The organism is Nesterenkonia sp. HG001 (assembly GCF_034438835.1).
Taxonomy (GTDB): Bacteria; Actinomycetota; Actinomycetes; order Actinomycetales; family Micrococcaceae; genus Nesterenkonia; species Nesterenkonia xinjiangensis.
This window is the reverse complement of sequence record NZ_JAOSZD010000003.1, coordinates 1-19,915: the sequence shown is the minus strand read 5'-3', so window position 1 is coordinate 19,915 and position 19,915 is coordinate 1. Positions and strand designations below refer to the sequence as shown.

At 68.4% G+C, this 19,915-nt stretch carries 17 protein-coding genes; 16 read left to right on the top strand and 1 reads right to left on the bottom strand.

Features of this window, described 5'->3' with window-relative positions; translation table 11 throughout:
• Position 1 precedes the first annotated feature (1 nt).
• The 11 genes from ODE13_RS05660 (at position 2) to ODE13_RS05610 (ending at position 12,219) form a co-directional block, all read left to right on the top strand.
• Positions 2-1,651, top strand: a complete 1,650-nt coding sequence (locus tag ODE13_RS05660) for a methyltransferase (protein ID WP_322478378.1) — start codon at positions 2-4, stop codon at positions 1,649-1,651.
• A 114-nt stretch (positions 1,652-1,765) separates the two neighbouring features.
• On the top strand, positions 1,766-2,563 hold the full coding sequence (locus ODE13_RS05655) for a winged helix-turn-helix domain-containing protein (protein WP_322478377.1): 798 nt from the start codon (positions 1,766-1,768) through the stop codon (positions 2,561-2,563).
• A gap of 94 nt (positions 2,564-2,657) precedes the next feature.
• Positions 2,658-5,477: a type I DNA topoisomerase gene (gene topA, locus ODE13_RS05650; RefSeq protein WP_322478376.1), complete on the top strand. Its 2,820-nt coding sequence runs from the start codon at positions 2,658-2,660 to the stop codon at positions 5,475-5,477.
• A gap of 6 nt (positions 5,478-5,483) precedes the next feature.
• Positions 5,484-6,536 carry a Ppx/GppA family phosphatase gene (locus ODE13_RS05645; RefSeq protein ID WP_179541121.1) on the top strand — a complete coding sequence of 351 codons (1,053 nt, stop codon included), beginning with the start codon at positions 5,484-5,486 and terminating at the stop codon, positions 6,534-6,536.
• The gene (locus ODE13_RS05640; protein WP_322478375.1) at positions 6,523-7,392 is read left to right on the top strand and encodes a sugar phosphate isomerase/epimerase; all 870 of its coding nucleotides are present in this window, start codon (positions 6,523-6,525) and stop codon (positions 7,390-7,392) included. Before ODE13_RS05645 ends, ODE13_RS05640 begins: the two co-directional genes overlap by 14 nt.
• A complete protein-coding gene (gene proC / locus ODE13_RS05635; protein ID WP_322478374.1) occupies positions 7,392-8,237 on the top strand; it encodes a pyrroline-5-carboxylate reductase in 846 nt (281 codons plus the stop codon). Before ODE13_RS05640 ends, proC begins: the two co-directional genes overlap by 1 nt.
• A gap of 10 nt (positions 8,238-8,247) precedes the next feature.
• Positions 8,248-9,639 carry a TrkH family potassium uptake protein gene (locus ODE13_RS05630; protein ID WP_322478373.1) on the top strand — a complete coding sequence of 464 codons (1,392 nt, stop codon included), beginning with the start codon at positions 8,248-8,250 and terminating at the stop codon, positions 9,637-9,639.
• Entirely contained in the window at positions 9,632-10,303 is a 672-nt protein-coding gene (locus ODE13_RS05625) for a potassium channel family protein (RefSeq protein WP_179541118.1), read from the top strand. Before ODE13_RS05630 ends, ODE13_RS05625 begins: the two co-directional genes overlap by 8 nt.
• A 58-nt stretch (positions 10,304-10,361) precedes the next feature.
• Entirely contained in the window at positions 10,362-11,579 is a 1,218-nt protein-coding gene (locus tag ODE13_RS05620) for an acetoin utilization protein AcuC (RefSeq protein ID WP_416210576.1), read from the top strand.
• Between the two features lie 99 nt (positions 11,580-11,678).
• Entirely contained in the window at positions 11,679-11,777 is a 99-nt protein-coding gene (locus ODE13_RS05615; RefSeq protein ID WP_081652675.1) for a 30S ribosomal protein bS22, read from the top strand.
• A gap of 154 nt (positions 11,778-11,931) precedes the next feature.
• Positions 11,932-12,219 carry a glutaredoxin family protein gene (locus tag ODE13_RS05610; RefSeq protein ID WP_179541117.1) on the top strand — a complete coding sequence of 96 codons (288 nt, stop codon included), beginning with the start codon at positions 11,932-11,934 and terminating at the stop codon, positions 12,217-12,219.
• 97 nt (positions 12,220-12,316) lie between these two features.
• Here ODE13_RS05610 and ODE13_RS05605 read toward each other — a convergent pair whose 3' ends face one another.
• Positions 12,317-12,877, bottom strand: a complete 561-nt coding sequence (locus ODE13_RS05605; protein ID WP_322478372.1) for a hypothetical protein — start codon at positions 12,875-12,877, stop codon at positions 12,317-12,319.
• A gap of 319 nt (positions 12,878-13,196) precedes the next feature.
• Here ODE13_RS05605 and ODE13_RS05600 point away from each other — a divergent pair, with 319 nt between their 5' ends.
• From ODE13_RS05600 to ODE13_RS05580, 5 genes are all read left to right on the top strand, one after another.
• A complete protein-coding gene (locus ODE13_RS05600; protein ID WP_322478371.1) occupies positions 13,197-13,721 on the top strand; it encodes a CarD family transcriptional regulator in 525 nt (174 codons plus the stop codon).
• A 49-nt stretch (positions 13,722-13,770) separates the two neighbouring features.
• Entirely contained in the window at positions 13,771-15,216 is a 1,446-nt protein-coding gene (ispF, locus tag ODE13_RS05595; protein ID WP_416210574.1) for a 2-C-methyl-D-erythritol 2,4-cyclodiphosphate synthase, read from the top strand.
• Positions 15,217-15,225: 9 nt separating this feature from the next.
• Positions 15,226-16,692 carry a cysteine--tRNA ligase gene (gene cysS / locus ODE13_RS05590; protein ID WP_322478369.1) on the top strand — a complete coding sequence of 489 codons (1,467 nt, stop codon included), beginning with the start codon at positions 15,226-15,228 and terminating at the stop codon, positions 16,690-16,692.
• Positions 16,685-17,680, top strand: a complete 996-nt coding sequence (gene rlmB / locus ODE13_RS05585) for a 23S rRNA (guanosine(2251)-2'-O)-methyltransferase RlmB (protein WP_322478368.1) — start codon at positions 16,685-16,687, stop codon at positions 17,678-17,680. Before cysS ends, rlmB begins: the two co-directional genes overlap by 8 nt.
• A 132-nt stretch (positions 17,681-17,812) precedes the next feature.
• Entirely contained in the window at positions 17,813-19,288 is a 1,476-nt protein-coding gene (locus ODE13_RS05580; protein ID WP_322478367.1) for a maltokinase N-terminal cap-like domain-containing protein, read from the top strand.
• Positions 19,289-19,915: the final 627 nt, after the last annotated feature.

Genomic DNA, 19,915 nt, shown 5'->3' with positions numbered 1-19,915 from the left:
GATGCCCCGCCTGTCCCGCGAGTCCGCCGCGGCGCTGCCCGCCCCCTCCTCCGCAGATCTGGACCTGGTGGCCGCGCTGCGCGGCGAACTGCTCGCCGCCGGCTTCACCAACCTGCACGTGGCCGAGCTGCTCGGCGAGGACGCGGTGGCGGCCCTGGGCCGGGAGCAGATCGCCCCGGGGCAGCTGCAGGTGGGTCGGCTGCTCGCCGCTCAGCGGCCGGATCCCGGGGCGGTGCTGGCCGCGCTGTGGCTGCTGGACGTGGAGGTGCCCGCCGTCGTCGTCGACTCTGCGCTGCCCGGCGTCGGTGCCGCAGGGCTGGTCCGGCTGGGCCTGGCCCACCGGGACGGTCCGCTGTGTCGGCCGTCGGTGGACCTGCGCCCCTTCCAGGTGGCGGGCGGGTCCTCGACCGAGGACCTCTGGGTCGCCTCTGATCTGTCCTCGCATCAGGTGGACGGCGCGCTGCCTGCCGAGCATGTGCTCGGGATCGGGCAGGCCAGTCTGACGCTGGCCTCGATCACTCACCGGCGGCCCGTGCGGCGGGCCCTGGACATCGGCACCGGCTGCGGCATCCAGCTCTTCCAGCTGCTGGACCACGCCGAGCATGTGGTCGCCACCGACATCTCCTCGCGTGCGCTGGGCTTCGCCCGCTTCAACCTGCTGCTCAACGCCGAGGCGCTGAGGCTGGACCCCGCCCGGCTGGATGCCCGCGTCGAGCTGCGTGAGGGCAGCCTCCTGGAGCCGGTGGCCGGGGAGCGCTTCGACCTGGTCGTCTCCAATCCGCCGTTCGTCATCACCCCGCGCGCCACCGAGGCCAGGGTGGGGGAGCGGTATACCTATCGCGACGGAGGCCGCACCGGTGACGAGCTGATGGCAGAGCTGGTCGCTGGGCTTGCGGCGGTGCTGGCACCCGGCGGGACGGCCCAGATGCTGGGCAACTGGGAGGTCCACGGCGAGGCCGACTGGCAGCAGCGGCCGCGTCGCTGGGCAGAGGAGGCCGGCCTGGACGCCTGGTTCATCCAACGGGATCTGCAGGACGGCCCCGGCTACGCGGAGACATGGCTTCGCGACGCCTCCGAGCAGCGAGATATCGACGACTACCGCGGCCGGTGCTCCGACTATGTGGAGGACTTCGCCGCCCGGGGTGTCTCCGCCGTGGGATTCGGCATGGTCTGGCTGCATCGTCCGGAGGCGGGCGACGATGACTCCTCCTCGGTGAGATGGTGCCGGGCGGAGGAGATCACCCACCCGGTCGACCAGCCGCTGGGCCCGGCGCTGGGGCGCACCACCCAGCGTGCGCTCGCCGTGGCGCGGGAGCCGGACGCTGTGCTGGACCTCAGGCTCGTCGTCGCCGAAGATGTCACCGAAGAGCGGCACCAGCGTTTCGGCGCCGCCGATCCGGAGGTCATCCTCGCCCGGCAGGGCGGAGGGCTTCGTCGCATCCGGCCGGTCTCCTCCGGGGCGGCAGGGGTGCTGGGGGCGGCCGACGGCGAGTTCGCCGTGGGGCAGCTGATCACCGCAGTGGGTGCGCTGCTCGACGACGGCACGGTCGACGTCGCCGAGCTCACCGCCGGTCTGCGCGGCGAGATCCTGGACCTCTATGTGGACGGGTTCCTGACCGAGGCGTCTGAAGAGGGCGCGGGGCGTTTCTGAAGGTGCTCCCGAGAGGGCCGGCCGTGTCGATCCGCCGCTCATCACAGGTGGTCCAGGGGTGTTCCATGACGTCCCGTGATGTGTGCGTCACATCTGCTCGTCTAGACTTCCTGCATGTCACCTCGCGCCGCATTCGCAGATCAGGACGACGTGTCGACGGGTGCGCCTGCCCCGGAGGCAGGGCACGACCATGCCGATCTGCCGCCCGCGGTCGTCATCAAGGATGTCCAGGCGATCCGCGCGCTCGCCCATGAGGCGCGTCTGACGGCCCTGGACGAGCTCTTCGGCACCCACCGGGTCTATACGGCCACGGAGTTGGCCGAGCAGTGCGACGTCACCCCCTCCGCGATGAGCTACCACCTGCGGGCCCTGGAGAAGTACGGCTACATCCGCCGCGTGGAGCGTCACGGCGACGGCAGGAACCGCTACTGGCAGGCGGCCGCCCGGCGGCTGCGGATCTCGGGCTTCGACTCCTCGGCGCATGCCAAGAACGCCTATGCGAACGCGCAGATCAAGTCGCTGCAACGGCGCATCAGTGACGAGATCCTGCGCCGCGAGCAGCGCGGCCCCTCCTCGGAAGAGCTGCATCCGATCCTCTCCTCGGGGATCCTCTCGCTGGACGGGGATCGGGCCCAGGAGTTCAAACAGCGTCTGTATGCGTTGGTCGCCGAGTACGAGCAGGCCTGCAACGAGCATCCCGAGGAGGACCCGGACATGCGGCTGCACTATTTCGTCTCCGCCATCGAGGAACCTGTCCGTTCCGCCGCCGCGACGCCTGCCCAGGCGGGCTCCGCGGAAGACTCCGGGGAAGACACCGGGGAAGACACTGGGGCAGATTCCGGGGGACGCTCCGGGGAGGCACCTGAGTTCGGGGCTTCCCCCGTCGCTCCGGCCGACGCCTCGTCCCCGTAGGCCGCGGAGGGCCCTGGACGGGGGCGGGGGCACCGATCCGGGGCACTGATATATTGAGCACCGCCGCCCACCCAACCCGACGTCGAGGAGAGCAGTGCCCCCCAAGGCCGCAGCAGGCAAGAAGCTGGTGATCGTCGAGTCGCCCGCCAAGAGCAGGTCGATCGCCAAGTACCTGGGTGACGACTTCATCGTCGACGCCTCGGCCGGACACATCCGTGATCTGCCGCAGCCCTCGGACCTTCCTGCGGAGATGAAGAAGGGCCCGTTCGGGAAGTTCGCGGTCAACCCGGAGGGCGGTTTCGAGCCCTATTACGTGATCTCCGAGTCGAAGAAGAAGAAGGTCGCCGAGCTCAAGCGCGCGCTCAAGGAGGCCAGCGAGCTCTATCTCGCCACGGACGCCGACCGCGAGGGCGAGGCCATCGCGTGGCACCTGCTCGAGGTGCTCAAGCCCAAGGTCCCGGTCTACCGGATGACCTTCACCGAGATCACCAGGGAAGGCATCACCCGGGCCCTGGACAACGTCCGCCAGATCGACGAGGACCTGGTCGACGCACAGGAGACCCGTCGGATCCTGGACCGCCTCTACGGCTATGAGATCTCGCCGGTGCTGTGGCGCAAGATCGGCCGCGGACTCTCCGCGGGCCGTGTGCAGTCGGTGGCCACCCGCCTGGTCGTGGAACGTGAGCGTGAGCGCATGGCGTTCATCCCGGCCTCCTACTGGGACCTCTCGGGCACCTTCACCACGGAGGGTGACGAGTCCTTCTCCGCGAAGTTGTATGCCGTCGACGGCGCCCGCGTGGCCTCCGGCTCCGACTTCGATGATCGAGGGCAGCTGAAGTCCACTCGCTCGAAGTCCGAGGTCACGGTGCTGGACCGAGAGGCGGCAGAGTCGCTGGCCGAGGGTCTGACGAAGGCCAGCTTCGAGGTCGACTCCCTCGAGGAGAAGCCCTACAGCCGCCGTCCTTCACCGGCGTTCACCACCTCCACGCTGCAGCAGGAGGCCTCTCGGCGCCTGCGCTTCTCCTCCAAGGTCACCATGCAGGTGGCCCAGCGGCTGTATGAGAACGGCTACATCACCTATATGCGTACCGACTCGGTGACGCTGTCCACGGAGGCGATCACCGCCGCGCGTCGTCAGGCCGCCGAGCTGTATGGGCCGGAGTCGGTGCCGGAGAAGCCGCGCCACTACGCGAAGAAGAGCGACTCGGCCCAGGAGGCCCACGAGGCTATCCGTCCGGCCGGTGACCACTTCCGCACGCCGGGCCAGGTGGCCGGGGAGCTGTCCAAGGAGGAGTTCCGCCTCTACGAGCTGGTCTGGAAGCGCACGATCGCTTCGCAGATGGCCGACGCCAAGGGCTTCACCGCCTCAGTGCGGCTCACCGGGCAGGCCGCGGACGGGCGCAGGGCCACCTTCGGCGCCTCCGGCACGGTCATCACCTTTCCGGGCTTCTTCGCCGCCTATGAGGAGATCCGGGAGAAGACCGCCGGTGACGGCGAGGAGAAGGACGACGCCTCCGGATCCGGGGACAAGCGCCTGCCGAAGCTGGAGAAGGGCGAGTCCATCACCGGCGAGGACGTCCGGGCCAAGGGGCACGAGACCACACCGCCGGCTCGCTATACGGAGGCGAGCATCGTCGCAGAGCTCGAAAAGCGGGAGATCGGCCGCCCCTCCACGTATGCGCCCACTATCTCCACCATCATGGACCGTGGCTATGTCACGAAGCGCGGCTCCGCACTGGTGCCCTCCTGGACTGCCTTCTCGGTGATCCGTCTGCTGGAGGAGCACTTCGGCCGCTACGTGGACTATGACTTCACCGCCCGGATGGAGGACGACCTCGACCAGATCGCTCGCGGGGAGATCGAGCGTGAGGCTTGGCTGCAGGGCTTCTACTTCGGTGCCGACAGCGGCGTAGAGGGCCTGCGACATGTCGTCGACAACCTCGGCGAGATCGACGCCCGGGCGATCAACTCCATGGAGATCGCCGAGGGCGTCACGCTGCGAGTGGGTCGCTACGGACCCTATCTGGAACGTCCGGCCGCTGAGGGCGACGAGGCGGCACAGCCGCTGCGGGCGAACATCCCGGAGGAGCTGGCCCCGGACGAGCTGACCGCCACACGCGCTGAGGAGCTCTTCGAGCAGGCCCAGCATTCTGGGCGGGTGCTCGGCCATGATCCGGAGACAGGCCGGGAGATCGTCGCCAAGGACGGTCGCTACGGCCCCTATGTGACTGAGGTCGTCGAGGAGATGACCGAGGAGCAGGTCCAGGCGCACATGGACGCGCAGCCGACCGAGTATTACAAGAACGGCAAGCCCAAGCCGAAGAAGAAGCCGGCGAAGGTGAAGCCGCGCACCGGCTCGCTGCTCAAGGACATGTCCCTGGAGACCGTGACGCTGGAGGATGCGCTGAAGCTGCTCTCGCTGCCGCGGGTGGTCGGCCTCGACGCCGACGGCGAGGAGATCACCGCGCAGAACGGCCGGTTCGGCCCGTACCTGAAGAAGGGCGCCGACTCTCGCTCGCTGGAGTCCGAGGAGCAGCTGTTCACGGTCACGCTGGAGCAGGCCCAGGCGATCTATGCCCAGCCCAAGCAGCGTGGACGGCGTCAGGCGGCGAAGCCGCTGGCCGAGTTCGGGCAGGACCCCACGTCGGAGAAGCCCGTCGTGGTCAAGGACGGTCGTTTCGGGCCCTATGTCACCGACGGCGAGACCAACATGACGGTCCCGCGGGGCACCTCGGTGGAGTCGCTGACCAAGGATCGGGCCTTCGAGCTGTTGGCCGAGAAGCGGGCCAAGGCGCCGGCGAAGAAGGGCGGTCGCACGGCGGGCTCCGGCTCGAAGTCCTCGTCGGCGAAGAAGAGCTCCTCAGCGAAGAAGGCCTCCACCAAGAAGGCGGCCACCGCCGGTTCGGGGAAGTAGGGCACCATGCGTCTGGGCGTGCTCGACATCGGTTCCAACACCGTCCATCTGCTTCTGGTGGACGCCCATATCGGGGCCAAGCCGGAGGCCTTCGCTTCGCACAAGCGCCCGCTCTCCCTGGTCAGGCATCTGGACTCCGATGGTGCGATCACCGTTCAGGGGCAGGAGGAGCTGATCGGCTTCATCGATGAGGCCGCCCGCTTCGCGGCCCGTCATCGGGCCGAGGACCTGCTGTCGTTCTGCACCTCGGCGATCCGGGAGGCCACCAACGGCGACGAGGTGCTGGCCCGGGTGGCCGCCCAGACCGATGTGGAGCTCATGGAGCTCACCGGTGCCCAGGAGTCGGCGATGACCTTCCTGGCGGCGCGCCGCTGGCGCGGGTGGAGCGCGGGGCACATCCTGAACTTCGACATCGGCGGCGGCTCCTTCGAGATCGCCTACGGGCAGGACGAGCTGCCCACCTCCGCGATGTCGGTGCCGCTGGGGGCCGGTCGGCTGACGCGAGACTGGCTGCCTGATGATCCGCCCACCAAGGACCAGATCAAGGCGCTGAAGACCTATGTGCGGGAGGAGGTCGAGGCGGCCCGTCTGGAGTTCCCGACGCCCAACTCGCACACCGAGGTGCTGGCCACCTCCAAGACGTTCCGCTCCCTGGCCCGGATGACCGGCGCCGCCCCGTCGGCGGCCGGACCGTACGAGCCTCGGGTCCTGACGCACAAGGATCTGAAGGCGCTGGTCAAGAGGCTGGGGCTGATGAGCGCGGCCGAGCGGGCGGAGCTGCCCGGCGTCTCCACGATCCGTGCCCGGCAGGTCTTCGCAGGAGCTCTGGTGGCCGAGACGGCGATGCGTGCGTTCGGCGTCGAGGAGCTGCAGATCTGTCCCTGGGCCCTGCGCGAGGGGCTCATCCTGCGCCGGCTGGACGCGCTGGTGCGAGAGAACGCGGTGGAGGTCTCCCATGCTCCCGGCGTGGGCCATGTGGACCTCGCCCGTGAACTGAACCGGCCGAGGCGGGATGACGTCGCGGCCTCACGAGCGGCGGTTGAGCATGCCCACCGCTGAGCATCGCATTCCGGTGGCCCTGTCGACCTCCTCGATCTACCCGCTCGGGGTGGCCGAGGGATTCTCCATCGCGGAGGACCTCGGCTACGACGCCATGGAGGTGATGGTCACCCATAGGGCCGAGACCCAGCAGTCTGCGGTGCTCAACGAGCTCTCCTGGCGCTTCGGGCTGCCGGTGACGGCGATCCACGCGCCGACGCTGCTCCTCACCCAGCAGGTATGGGGCTCGGCCTGGGAGAAGCTGCGGCGCAGCGCCAAGCTCGCGGCCGCCGTCGGATGCGACACGGTGGTGGCGCATCCGCCCTTCCGCTGGCAGGCGGGCTACGCGGAGCGTTTCGCCGAGGGCATCGCCACGCTGGAGGAGGACACGGGCGTCCGCTTCGCCGTGGAGAACATGTACCCGTGGAGGGCCGGCGGACGTACTGCGGCGATGTACTTGCCGCATTGGGACCCGGTGGATCAGAACTATCCCCATGTGACGTGGGACTTCTCCCATGCGGCCACGGCGGAGGCGGACTCCCTGGAGTCCTGCCGACGGCTCGGCGGTCGGCTCAAGCACGTCCACCTCACCGACGGCTGGTCCAACGGGTTCAAGGACGATCACCTCATCCCGGGCCACGGGGAGCAGCCGGTGGCCGAGACCTTGGAGCTCATCGCCTCTCCGGACTTCGCCGACGGCGAGGGCTTCCGGGGCGTCGTCGCGGTCGAGGTGGCCACCCGCGGAGCGAAGCAGGTGGGCGAGAAGGAACGATGGCTGGCAGAATCTCTGGAGTTCGCCCGGCACCACCTGGCACGAGGGGCATCCCGGGCTCAGGCCTCGGGGAGTGCCCATGACACGGATGAGGAGACCCACTGATGCGCATCGCCATGCTCGGACTCGGTTCTATGAATGGAGCCATCCTGGCCGGCTTTCTTGCCTCGGGAGTGGCCCGTGACCATGTCGTCGCGACCTCCCGATCGGCGGCCTCCGCGCAGGCGCGGGCCGAGCAGCACGGCATCACCGTGCTCGCGGAAGAGGATGACGCCGAGGCGAACCGGCGTGCGGTGGCCGAGGCCGACGTCGTCTTCCTGGGCGTGAAGCCGCATGGGATCGTGGCGCTGTGCGAGGAGATCCGCGAGGCGGTGAAGCCCGAGGCGGTGGTGGTCTCGGTGGCCGCTGCCGTGGACCTGCAGATGATCCAGGGGGCCCTGCGCGCGGACCAGCCGGTGATCCGCTCGATGCCGAACACACCGCTCTCGGTGGGGATCGGCGTCGTCGGGCTGGTGCCCGGCGCCCATGCCACGGAGCAGCAGGTCGCCGCAGTCCAGGGCCTGCTGGAGGCCTGCGGAGCCGTCCACGTGATCGAGGAGGCGCAGATCGACGCCCTCACCGGCATCTCCGGTTCAGGGCCGGCCTATGCCTTCTACCTGGCCGAGCACATGGCGGCCGCCGGGGTCGAGCTCGGACTGGACCCTGCCCTGGCCGCCGACCTGGCCGCCCACACGGTCCACGGGGCAGGCCGGATGCTGGTGGAGAACCATGACGCCGGAGCGGCCGACGCTGCGGCGCTGCGGAAGGCCGTCTGCTCGCCCAACGGCACCACCGAGCGGGCCATCGGTCGGCTGGACGAACATGGCGTCGCCGCCGCAGTGGTGGCGGCCGTGAAGGCCAGCGCGCACCGCTCCGCAGAGATGACCGCGGAACTGAACGAACAGGTCTAGGCTTTCACCCATGAAGAGGGACGCACAGCCGCAGGCCGGGGGAGGCCTGCGGACCGATTTCGTGGGCTGGCTCAAGGGCATCGCCGGGGCATCCCCGGCGCGTGCGGCGCTGCTGATCTTCGCCTTCGCGATCGCCGTCTTCACCTCCCTGCTCATGCTGCCGTGGGCGACCTCCAGCGGACGGTCCGCGTCGTTGCCCGAGGCGCTGTTCGTGGCGACCTCCGCCGTCTCGGTGACAGGGCTGACCCCGGTCAACACCGCGGACCACTGGTCCCTGGCCGGGCAGGTCATCATCATCGTGGCCATCCAGCTCGGCGGGCTGGGGATCCTCACGGTGGCGTCGGTGCTGGCAGCCAGCGTCTCGCGGAGCTTGGGCGTGCGCACCAAGCTGGTGGCGCAGGAGGGCTGGAAGACTGACCAGCTCGGCGAGGTCGCCAGTCTGATCCGCATCGTCATCATCATCTCCCTGGCGATCGAGGCGGCGCTGGCCGCGGTGCTGGTGCCGCGGCTGATCGCCATCGAGGGTGACGTGCTCACCGGCCTCTGGCACGGGGTCTTCTATGCCATCTCCGCGTTCAACAACGCCGGATTCGTGATCCACTCGGACGGGCTGGCCGGCATCGGCTATGACCCCATCTCGGTGTGGACGATCATGATCGGTGTCTTCCTGGGCAGCCTGGGCTTCCCGGTGCTCTATGTGCTGTGGCGTTTCCGCTGGCACTTCCGCAGCTGGAACATCCACGCCAAGCTCACCGTGGAGGTCACCACGCTGCTGATGGTGGCGGGGGCGGCGATCTACGCGTTCATGGAGTGGAACAACAACGCCACCATCGGTGACATGCCGATGTGGGAGAAGCTGCAGAGCTCGCTGTTCGCCTCGGTGAACATGCGTTCCGGAGGGTTCTCGGTGGTGACCTCCAACGAGGAGAACTCCACCACCATGCTCATCTCCGACGCCCTGATGTTCGCCGGCGGGGGCTCGGTGTCCACGGCGGGCGGCATCAAGGTCACCACCATCGCGGTGATCTGGCTGGCGTTCCTGGCTGAGGCGCGGGGGCACAAGGAATCGGTGGCGCATGCCCGGACCATCCCGTCCTCGACGGTCCGTGTGGCAGTCTCTGTGGTGGCGATGGGTGCGACCATGGTGCTCCTCTCCACGCTGGCGCTGATGAGCATCTCAGGGCTGGACATGGAGCGGCCGTTGTATGAGTCGATATCGGCGTTCGGGACGGTGGGGCTGACCTCAGGGCTGACCTCGGAGCTGCCGCCGTCGGGCCTGTACATCCTCGCCGCCTTGATGTTCGCCGGCCGTGTGGGCATCATTTCATTCGCGGCTGCGCTGACCGTGCGTCAGCGCAGCACGCGCTACCGCTATCCGGAGGGGAGGCCGATCCTTGGGTGATCGCCGCCAACAACGCAACCGACCGGTCCTGGTCGTCGGGCTGGGCAGGTTCGGCATAGCCCTGGCCGAGCAGCTCATCGCGCAGGGCAAGGAGGTGCTGGCCGTCGAGCGGCACCGCGGGCTGGTGCAGAAGTACTCGGACACGCTGACCCATGTCCTGGAGGCCGATGCGACCGACATCGAGGCGCTGCGCCAGATCGGTGCCGACGAGTTCGACTCGGCGGTGGTGGGGGTGGGTACCTCCATCGAGTCCTCGGTGCTGATCGCGGTGAATCTGGTCGACCTGGGTGTGAAGCACGTCTGGGCCAAGGCCATCAACCCGACCCATGGGAAGATCCTCAAGCGGATCGGCTGCCACCATGTGATCTACCCGGAGCATGACGCCGGGGTGCGTGCGGCGCACCTGGTGTCCGGGCAGATGATGGACTTCATCAAGTTCGACGACGACTTCGCCATCGTCAAGATGCGCCCGCCGAAGGACCTGCAGGGCAAGACCATCGACCAGTGCCAGCCGCGACGCCGCCATGGCGTGAACGTGGTGGGGGTGAAGTCCCCAGGCCGGGAGTTTGTCTATGCCCAGCCGGACACCCTGGTCTCTCCGGGGGACACCATCATCGTCTCCGGAGACGTCACAAAGCTGGAGCACTTCGCGGAGAGCGCCTGAGCGTGACACATCCCGTCCTGGATCGCCGGGCCGAGTGCCCCTGGCGTAGGCTCGCGGTGTGACTCCGACCTCGTTCCGAGCTGCCGTGCCCACCGCCGTGGTCTGGGATCCGGCGCTGCTGGAGTATCGCTTCCACGCCACCCACCCGATGGATCCTGTGCGGCTGGATCTGACCCAGCGGCTGTGCCGGGAGTTCGGGATCCTCGATGATCCTCTGGTCCGGGTGATCTCCCCGGGCATCGCTGAGGACGAGACCCTGCTCAGCGTGCACGACGCCGGCTACGTCGACGCAGTGAAGATCGCCGCCTCCGGTGGACCAGCCTCGTCGGTGCACGGGCTGGGCACCGAGGACACTCCGGTCTTCGCCGAGCTGCATGCTGGAGCCGCCCGCATCGCGCAGGGGAGTCTGGAATGCGCCGAGGCGATCCTCGCCGGGGAGGCGGTGCACGCGGTGAACTTCGCCGGGGGCCTGCATCATGCGGCGCGCGCCAGGGCCGGAGGGTTCTGCGTGTACAACGACGCCGCCGTCGCGATCCAGCGGCTGCTGGACGGAGGGCTGTCCAAGGTGGTCTACCTTGACGTGGACGCCCACCATGGGGACGGCACCCAGGACATCTTCTACGACGATCCCCGGGTCATGACGATCTCACTGCACCAGACCGGCGTCTCGCTGTATCCGGGCACGGGATTCCCCGCAGAGATCGGCGGACGGGCCCCGGACGGCACCAGCGCAGAGGGCACCGTGGTGAACGTGGCGCTGCCGCCGCAGACCGGGGACGCCGGCTGGCTGCGGGCCTTCCATGCGGTGGTCCCGGCGCTGGTGCGGGCCTTCGAACCCGATGCCATGGTGTCCCAGCACGGCTGTGACACCCATGAGGAAGACCCGCTGACGGATCTGCGGCTGAGCATCGACGGGCAGCGGCAGCTGGCCCTGGACATCGCTCAGCTGGCCGAGGAGGTCTGTGGGGACCGCTGGATCGCCACCGGAGGCGGCGGCTACTCGGTGCACCGGGTGGTGCCGCGCAGCTGGACCCATCTGACGGCGATCGCCGCCGGGGACCCGATTCCCCTGCGCACCCTGGTCCCGGAGCCGTGGCGCGAGCATGTCCGGCGCACCTGCGGGGTGGAGGCTCCGGAGCGTATGAACGACGACGCCGAGCTGTGGTGGCGGTCCTGGGAGCTGGGCTACGACCCCTCGGATGCGGTGGACCGCGCGGTGATGCAGACGCGCCGGGAGCTCTTCCCGCTCTACGGCCTGGACCCCTGGTTCGACTGAGGGCCGGGCGCTGCCCTCGATTCCAGTCATGGGCCCCGGAACCGCTACACTGTTCCGAGACCTTTCGACTATTCACCGACAGACAAGGATCTGCACCCTATGGGCTCAGTGATCAAGAAGCGCCGCAAGCGTATGGCGAAGAAGAAGCACCGCAAGCGCCTGCGCAAGACTCGTCACCAGCGGCGCAACAAGAAGTGAGCTCCGCTGAGCTGACATGGACCCCGGCAGCGATTTCGCTCCCGGGGTCTTGTCGTCTCCGACGCATGTCAGTCCGGGCCTGAGAGCGTTCCGGACCGACCGTACCCGCCGCGCGCAGCCGCGGCAGATCCGTTCATCGTGGCAGGAGGGCTGGATGGTCCAGAAGACGTCCCCGGGGCAGCAGCATGACCGGTCGGTGCTCGTCGAGGTGCTCACCAAGCAGGGGTGTCACCTGTGTGAGGAGGCTGTGGCGGTCACCGTCGAGGTGTGCGCGGAGTTCGGCGTCCAGCCTGTCGAGGTGGATCTGACCGAGGACCCCGAGACGTTGGCGCGTCATGCCGAGGAGATCCCGGTGCTGCGGATCGACGGCCAGGTGCGCGACTTTTGGAGAGTGGATCCGGTGCGCCTGCGCCGTCTGCTGGGTGAGGCCCTGAAGGCCTGAACAGTGCCCAGACACCAGGGAGGGCCCAGCCGATCTTCGGCTGGGCCCTCCCTGGTGTCTGGGCACCGTCTGGCGGTGTGCTCCGTCCGGTGGCGGGTCAGTGGCCGTCGTCGTCCGGGTCGTGGTGCGCGGCGCCGCTGCCCCAGGTGTCGGGGCCGTGCTCGAGGTGCTCCACCACGGCCTCGTCGTAGCCGTCGGGGAGCAGGGCGCGGTACTCGGGAAGGACGCCGTCGAGCACGGAGGCGCCGACCTCCTTGCCCTCTCCGTCCACGCTCACGGTGATCTCGTGCACGTCGCCCGGGGCTCCGCGGAAGTTCTCGATGATGAACTCCTCGTCGTGCTCCAGGGAGACGGCGTCGCCGGCCGGGACGGTGAAGGTGTGGGACTCTCCGTCGGCGCTGATCGCGATCTCGACGTCCTCGGTGCCGCCGTTGTTCACGGTGCCGATGGCACGGGCGGGCGAGCCTTCTTCGGCGCCCACGAAGGCGATGTGGCGGAACTTCACGTCGTCGATCTCCGCGCGCACCCCGTCGGAGCCGGAGTACTGATGCGTGGTCGCCTGGTAGTTGACGGCGCTGCAGCCGGTGATGCCGATGACGGCGATGGCCGCCAGGGAGGCCGTGGCCGCACGGCGGACCTGGGAGGGGGCGAGCTTCACGTCGAGAGTCTCCTCACGATGTCGGTGCGACGGTGATCGATTCCAGACTACGTCATCGCAGACCGAGCCAGGAGTCGTCACGCCGCAGGGTGACCGCGCGGGGACAAGGGGGTCGGCACCCGGGGGAGGGTGCTGACCTGGCCCGAGATCGACGTCGACCTCGGGCCCGCGCGGTGGGCGGGTGTCTTCGGCGATTCTACACGTTGTCGAAGAACTGCGGCGGCATACCTTATGCCGCGCGACGACAGAGGTGTGCTTCGACACGCTGTCTCATGTGTGATCCGTGATAAACTTGTCTGCGGGAAAGGGGAACAATTACATGATTTTTGAGGTCGGCGAGACAGTTGTATACCCGCACCACGGCGCGGCGACCATCGAGGAAGTCAAGATGCGCACGATCCGGGGCGAGGAGAAGATGTATCTGAAGCTCCGAGTCTCCCAGGGTGACCTGACCATCGAGGTTCCTGCAGAGAACGTCGACCTGGTCGGCGTGCGGGATGTGGTCGGCAAGGAGGGCCTCGAGCACGTCTTCGACGTCCTGCGGGCTGAGTACACCGAGGAGCCGACGAACTGGTCGCGTCGGTACAAGGCCAACCTGGAGAAGCTGGCCTCCGGCGACGTGAACAAGGTCGCCGAGGTCGTTCGAGACCTGTGGCGTCGGGAGAACGATCGGGGCCTCTCCGCCGGAGAGAAGCGGATGCTGGCCAAGGCTCGGCAGATCCTGGTCTCGGAGCTGGCACTGGCAAAGAAGCTCGAGGAGGATGCGGCTGAGAAGCTTCTGGATGACGTCCTGGACGAAGCTCCGAAGCCCAAGGACGTCGAACCGGCGTCCGCGAAGAAATGACCCTGCGGCCCCGAACACACAGCGAGGCACAGAACAGGTGAATCATCAGGTGGGGCCCCAGGTCGCACCGGCTGAGACGAAGCGCCCGGATGCTGAACAGCACCGGGCGCTCGTCGTGGTGGCGGCCGGGAGCGGACAGCGTCTGGGACAGGGGATGCCGAAGGCACTCGTGGACCTCGGCGGACGCCCCCTGCTGGCGCACGCCCTGGAGGCGATGAGCGCCCAGGCCGCGCCCGGACTGGAGCTCGAGCTGCTGGTGCTGGTGCTCCCCGGAGAGCCGGAGGCGCGTGAGCAGCTCGCCGCACTCGGCGCCGACCATGCTCGCCGGACCGGGGTGGAGGTCGTGGTCTGCGAAGGCGGGAGCTCACGACCGGTCTCGGTGGCGCGGGGCGTGGACGCCGTCACCGACCATGCCCGCCGGCACGGCTGGGATGCGGAGAGGCTGACGGTGCTGGTCCATGACGCCGCGCGTCCGCTGACCCCAGGGAATGTCGCCCACCGGGTCGCCCGCCAGGTCGAGGCGGGCTCGGAGGCCGTGGTGCCCGCGGTCCCGGTCACCGACACGATCAAGCGGGTCCTTCCTGTCGAGGAGGCGGAATCCCGCGCTGCAGGCGTCGAGCTGCAGGCTGAGCAGGTTCGCGAGACGGTGCCGCGCGCTGAGCTGCGCGCGGTCCAGACTCCGCAGGGGTTCACCCTGGCGTTCCTACAGCGGGCCTTCGCCCACCTGGGGGACATCGCTGACGCAGAGGCCGAGGCACTGACTGATGAGGCGATGATCGCCGAGGCGCTCGGGGTCGACGTCGTCGTGGTGCCGGGGCATGAGCGTGCCCTGAAGATCACCACGCCTGCGGATCTGCTCGCCGCGGAGGCTCTTGTCGCCGAGGCGTCGGGAGCTGCTCACGATGACTTCGCGCCGGTGTCGGCGCCCGCCCCTGCTGAGACGGGGCCGGGTGTCCCGATGGTGCTCACCCCGCGGGTGGGTATCGGCCACGACGTCCACGCCGTCGCCCCGGCCTCCGAACCGCGCGAGATGTGGCTGGCCGGACTGCACTGGCCGGGCGAGCAGGGGCTGACCGGTCATTCTGACGGTGATGCGGTGGCCCATGCAGCCTGCGACGCGCTGTTCAGCGCGGCGGGGGTCGGAGACCTGGGCGTGCATTTCGGCGCGGACACTCTGGGCACGGATCGCCCCGAGCTGGAAGGCGCCTCCGGAGCCCGGCTGCTGCAGGAGGCTGCCCGCATCGTCCGGGATGCCGGTTTCGAGATAGGCAGCATCTCCGTGCAGTTCGTGGCCAAGCGGCCCAAGTTCGGCCCGCGGCGGGTGGAGGCCCAACGGGTGCTGACCGAGGCGGCAGGGGCTCCGGTGGCGTTGAGTGCGACCACCTCGGACGGGCTGGGATTCACCGGCCGCGGCGAGGGCGTGTCGGCCACTGCCACCGCAGTGCTGATCCCCCGGCACGAAGGGGCACGGACCCTGACGGCACAGGTCGGATAGGCTTTCCCCGTGGCACTGCGACTCTATGACACCAAGACGGCGACCGTCCGCGACTTCGAGCCTCTCGAAGAGGGCCGGGTCTCGCTGTACTACTGTGGCGCCACCGTCCAGGGTCGCCCTCATGTGGGACATGTGCGCTCCGCCGTCGCCTTCGACATCCTGGTCCGCTGGCTCGAGCACAGCGGCTACGACGTCCTCTCGGTCCGCAATGTCACCGACATCGATGACAAGATCCTGGAGAAGTCGGCGGCCTCCTTTGCACCGGACTTCGCGGCGGAGCCGGACTACCCGGAGCAGGAGCCGTGGTTCGCCCTGGCCTACCGCTTCGAGCAGGCATTCCATGAGGCCTATGACGCCCTCGGGGTGCGCCGTCCGCGCTATGAGCCCCGTGCGACCGGTCATATGACCGAGATGTTCACCCTGGTCCAGCGGCTCCTGGACGCCGGGCACGCCTATCCGGCGGCCGACGGCTCCGGCGACGTCTACTTCGACGTCCGGTCCTGGCCCTCCTATGGGGAGCTGACCCGGCAGCGGGTGGAGGACATGCAGGATGCGCCCGACGCCGATCCGCGCGGCAAGCGTGATCCGCGGGACTTCGCACTGTGGAAGGGCCACAAGGACGGTGAGCCGGAGACGGCCTCCTGGGACTCGCCCTGGGGCCGAGGCCGTCCAGGCTGGCACCTGGAGTGCTCGGCGATGTCCACGAAGTACCTGGGCTCCACGTTTGACATCCATGGCGGCGGGCTGGACCTGCGTTTCCCGCACCACGAGAACGAGCTCGCCCAGTCCGCGGGCGCCGGTGACGGCTTCGCCCGATACTGGCTGCACAACGGCATGGTGACCTTTCAGGGCGAGAAGATGTCGAAGTCCCTCGGCAACACGGTCTCCCCGGAGGAGATGCTCGCCGCGGCCCGGCCGGTGGCGGTCCGGTACTTCCTGGGCCAGGCGCAGTACCGCTCCCAGCTGGACTACCGCCCGAGCTCCCTCGTTGAGGCGGAGGCCGCGGTCGAACGTGTGGAGACCTTCCTGGCGCGTGCCGATGGAGGAGCGGGCGTCACCCATGAGGGCATCGTGCCGCAGGCGTTCACCGCCGCCATGGATGACGACCTCAACGTCCCGGCCGCCCTGGCTGTGCTCCATGAGACGGTCCGCGCCGGCAACACGGCCCTGGACTCCGGGGACGGCGAGGCGGCCACCGCCCGGGCGCAGGAGGTCGCCGCGATGAGCTCGGTCCTGGGACTCCTGGATGTTCCCGAGCCGGAGGCTGCGGAGGGCGGCCCGGCCCACGCGGCGCTGTCCTCTCTGGTGGAGACGCTTCTCGCGGAGCGGGCCGAGGCCAAGGCGCAGAAGGACTTTGCCCGTGCGGATGCCATCCGTGACCAGCTGACCGAGGTCGGCGTGCAGATCGAGGACTCCCGCGACGGCGCCCGTTGGGTGCTGACTCGCGCGTCCCAGAAGGAGGCCATTCATGGCTAAGGATTCTCGCCCCCGTTCCGCCGCAGTGCGGAAGAAGCAGAAGAAGGGCGCCAGCGCAGGCTCCGGCGGGCAGGGCCGTCGGAAGCTCGAAGGCAAGGGCCCGACTCCCAAGGCTGAGGACCGCGTCTACCACAAGGCGCACCGGCAGAAGGTGCTGGCCGAGCGCGCCCAGTCGAAGCAGCAGGGGCAGCATTCGAGGGGGCGCCGGGGCTCAGGTCACGGCACCGATGATGTCGTGGCCGGACGCAACGCGGTGCTGGAGGCACTCGTGGAGCGGGTCCCCGCTCGAGAGATGCATGTGGCCACCGACGTCGACTCCGACGGGCGGGTCCGTGAGGCGCTGGGCCATGCCGCAGAGCAGGGCGTGCGCGTCAAGGAGGTCTCTCGTCGTCAGCTGGACAACACCACCGGCGACGCCGTGCATCAGGGCATCGCACTGGTCCTGGAGCCCTATGACTACGCCGACGCCGTGGAGCTCATCGAGTCTCTCCTGCAGAAGGCGCAGAAGGGCCACATCCCACATCAGCCGCTGCTGGTCGCCTGTGACTCCATCACGGACCCTCGCAATCTGGGGGCGATCCTGCGTGCGGCGTCGGCCTTCGACGCCGATGGCGTGCTCGTCCCCGAACGGCGCAGTGCCGGGGTGACGGCCACCGCCTGGAAGACCTCTGCCGGGGCCGCCGCGCGCATTCCGGTCGCCCGGGCGACGAACCTGACCGTCGCGCTGCGTGAGGCGAAGGCGCAGGGGTACTTCGTGCTGGGGCTGGACGGCGACGGTGATGTGGATCTGCCGGGGCTGGCGCTCGCGGGGGAACCCATCGTGCTGGTGGTCGGCTCCGAGGGTCGAGGGCTCTCTCGACTGGTCAGGGAGACCTGCGATCAGATCGTCTCGATCCCCATCGCCTCGTCCACGGAGTCGCTCAACGCCTCCATGGCTGTGGGGATCTCTCTCTACGAAGTGGCGAGGCTGCGCCGCAGTCAGGACTGATCCCGCCTCTCTGAGGGTCCGCCGGAGCGATTCGCGGCAGATGGGTCGGATCAGCGCCGGATCGCCGGCGTCCTGCGGTACCGTCGGAGAAGACGCAGAGCGGCAGTCGGATCAGTGGCGGAGGAGGCGTGGATGGCGCGAGTGCGTGGCGAGGAACAGCCTGGCTTTCTGGAGGTCATGGAGAGCTGGTTGGTCCATCAGCCCTGGTTCCCCGCTCGTCGCGGCCGTCGCAGCCTGACTCGTGTCGGTGGACTTCGCCTTCCCACTCCTGCAGGGGATTCCGACCCCCAGCTCTTCCTCGAGATGCACATCTTCGACGTCGACCACGTCGCCAGCCGCCGGGAAAGGCATCGTGACCGGGTCGCGGTGCCGGTGGCTGTCCGTAGTCGCCCGTCCGCGCTGGCGGGCAAGAACGCCTTCATCGGACGTCTGACGGCGGCTCACGGTGATGAGGTCTGGCTCTACGACGGCGCCCGGGACCGTGCGTTCCTCGCCGCCTGGCTGGAGATGGCACGACGGCGTCAGGGCAGTCGCAACGGTCGGTCGCGCGGGGAGGCCTACGGCGACTTCGACCAGTGGGCACCTTTCACGGTGCAGCTCCGGCGGACCGCGAGCGAGTCGAAGCTGCGTCCCGTCACGCGCACCATGATCACTCCGGAGGCTGTGGCCGAGGACGCAGGCCTGGATCAGCGTGTGGTGGTCGAGTTCCAGCGGCGGCCGCGTGCGGAACGGGACGTGGAGCTGGACACCGCCTTGACCCTGACCGATGCGCACGCGACGTCGATCTCGCAGGTGCTGGGGATCGTCAGCTGCTCCTGGGAGGACCGGGCGGCAGCCCTGGCAGACGGCGGCGAGGAGACCTGGGTCACCGGGGACCTGGCGATCATCCGCGATGCCACCGGCCAGGCGCCTGACGGCAGGAGTCTGGCGAAGAGAGCGATGGCTGAGGGGAAGACCTTCAAGCGTCTGGCCCGCCAGATGGGCCTCGCTCTGGGGACATTCCATGCGGATCTCGCCGGTGCCTTCGGCGCGCACCCGCAGACCCGGGATCAGCTCAGGGAGATGTCCGGCAACGCCAAGGCCGCGCTCGGTGAGCAGTGGGAGCAGGTGCGCGAGGAGTTCGACGATGACGAGCGCACGGACATGAGTGAGGTCATCGACGTGATGCGCTCTCAGCTGCGCGAGGTCGACGAACCGATGATGCTGCAGCGCGTTCACGGCGGTCTGGGCCTGGCACATGCTCATCTGGCCGAAGGTGACGGGGAGCGCTGGATCTTCAACGAGGACGGCGGCATGTCCGATCATGCTCTGCCGCTTCGCGATGTGGTCACCATGTTGATGTCCTTCGCGAATCTGGTCATGGAGGTGGCCAGTGAGGACCCCGCCGCGGGGAAGACCTCCGAGGGCGACCCGGTGAACCTGGGGCAGTGGTACGAGGACGTCTCCGAGGTGTTCCTGGAGGGGTACCGGCAGAGCGACGCCGATGTCACCGCGATCGATTCGGTGTTCTTCCGTGCGGCCATGCTCGCGGAGGCGCTCGAGCTCTTCTCTCGCTGGCAGGGACAGTGGGTCTTCCGCCCTTCGATGCTTCTGCAGGCTGAGTCCTGATCCATGGTCACCCCGCGGGGTGAGGTGGGCGCGGGCGAATCGACTCCGGAGAAGTCGAGTGCTGACTGGTCCTTCTGAAGGGCCGAGGACCATCGCCGAGAGGTGAGGGCACAGAGACGGGACAGAGCTTGAGAAGAAGGGGCTCGACCCGGCTGGATCCCCGTCAGGACAAGGATCCGAAGCCGACTTCACGCGAAGTTTACATTCGCTCAGAGATGGTGCTAGAGTTTCATTCCGCGCCAGGGTGACCGGCACAGCCGAGAGGCCAGGCGCAGACTTCGAAGTCCTTGAGGTCATGCTGCTGGATCGAAGAGCTCGCGCAGAGCGATTTTGACAAGGCAGGATCGGCCAGGTAAGATAGAGAAGTTGCCGTCCAGAGGATGGATCGGGACCGGGTTTGACAGCCGGAAACGAAATGTTCTAGGATGGAAAAGTTGCTTCGGAGCGATCCGGAAACGAAAACTAAGAACACAGAATATGATATGATATTCTAGGTAAGCGGTTTTCTTCCGGTGGTGCCGGGAGCGCCTGTTGTTTGAGAACTCAATAGTGTGCCAAGTTTGTTGATACCAAAGTATTGATTATTTGGTTGGCGTGATACTGCCACCCCCGTGGTGGTGTCACGTA